Raw genomic sequence first — 1,115 nt, 5'->3', positions numbered from 1 at the left:
TTTGTTCGCTCGAGATCAGAAGCCGCTTGCATCACCGCTTCAATGACGGTTGCCGCCACCTGTTTGCCGTCGATGGTGTGCGTCGTCGCTTAGCCCATGCGCTCAGAAGCGTAGCTTCCCGGGCTTGCCGGAAAGACGACGGTTCGTTTGCCGTTGATGAAAGTGCGGTGGTGGATATGCGCGTGTATGGCGCGCGCCAGCACCTGGCTTTCGACGTCGCGGCCCATCGAGACGTAGTCCTCGGCTGACTGCGCATGGGTGACGCGCACCGTGTCCTGCTCGATGATCGGGCCTTCGTCGAGATCGGTAGTGACGTAGTGTGCCGTTGCCCCGATCAGCTTAACGCCGCGCTCATAGGCCTGCTTGTAGGGGTTGGCGCCCTTGAAGCTCGGCAGGAAGGAATGATGGATGTTGATGATGCGGCCGGACATCTTGTTGCACATCTCGTCGGACAAGACCTGCATGTAGCGGGCAAGCACGATCAGCTCGCTGCCGGTGTGCTCGGCCAGCTCGAGGATCTGCGCCTCCGCCTGCGGCTTATTCTCCTTCGTCACCTTGATGTGATGGAAGGGGATGTCGTGGTTGACGACGACCTTTTGGTAATCGAAATGGTTGGAGACGACGCCGACGATGTCGATGGGCAGCGCGCCGATTTTCCAGCGGTAGAGCAGGTCGTTCAGACAATGGCCGAAGCGCGAGACCATCAGCAGCACCTTCATGCGCTTGGTGGCATCGTGGATCTCAGCATCCATCGCAAACTTTTCGGCGATCGGCTTCAGGCCTTTCGCCAAATCGGCCTGGCCGACACGCTCCTCGGAGATGAAGGAGACGCGCATGAAGAACTTGCCGGTGTCGAGATCGTCGAACTGCGAACTGTCGACAATGTTACAGCCCTGGCCGGCCAGGAAGGTCGCAATCGCAGCAACGATGCCGCGAGCCGATATGCATGAGACGGTTAGTACGTAGTGCGTCATTTCAAACTCATTAGAAATAGCGGGCTTTTTGCTGGCAATGGCATGTCCTCGGAAACGTCGACTTTTGCTGTCACAAATGGAGCTTCTCCGCTATGCCAACGTCGTATTTTGGGTCCGGAGTTAACCGCGGTTGATGCAAAC

General features: G+C 57.8%; 1 protein-coding gene. It reads right to left on the bottom strand.

Annotated features, from left to right (window positions below):
• Window positions 1-89: 89 nt before the first annotated feature.
• Window positions 90-974 (bottom strand): formyltetrahydrofolate deformylase, encoded by an 885-nt coding sequence (gene purU, locus NKJ90_RS33345; protein WP_352487775.1) that lies wholly within the window; start codon window positions 972-974, stop codon window positions 90-92.
• Between the last annotated feature and the right edge of the window lie 141 nt (window positions 975-1,115).

Source organism: Mesorhizobium sp. M0051 (genome assembly GCF_040323235.1).
Taxonomy (GTDB): domain Bacteria; phylum Pseudomonadota; class Alphaproteobacteria; order Rhizobiales; family Rhizobiaceae; genus Mesorhizobium.
Note: the sequence above shows the minus strand (reverse complement) of the source record. Positions and strands in the feature narration are given on the sequence as shown.

Excerpts from the sequence above, each read along its gene's own strand:
- purU (WP_352487775.1), bottom strand. The coding sequence starts at position 974 with ATGACGCACTACGTACTAACCGTCTCATGCATATCGGCTCGCGGCATC.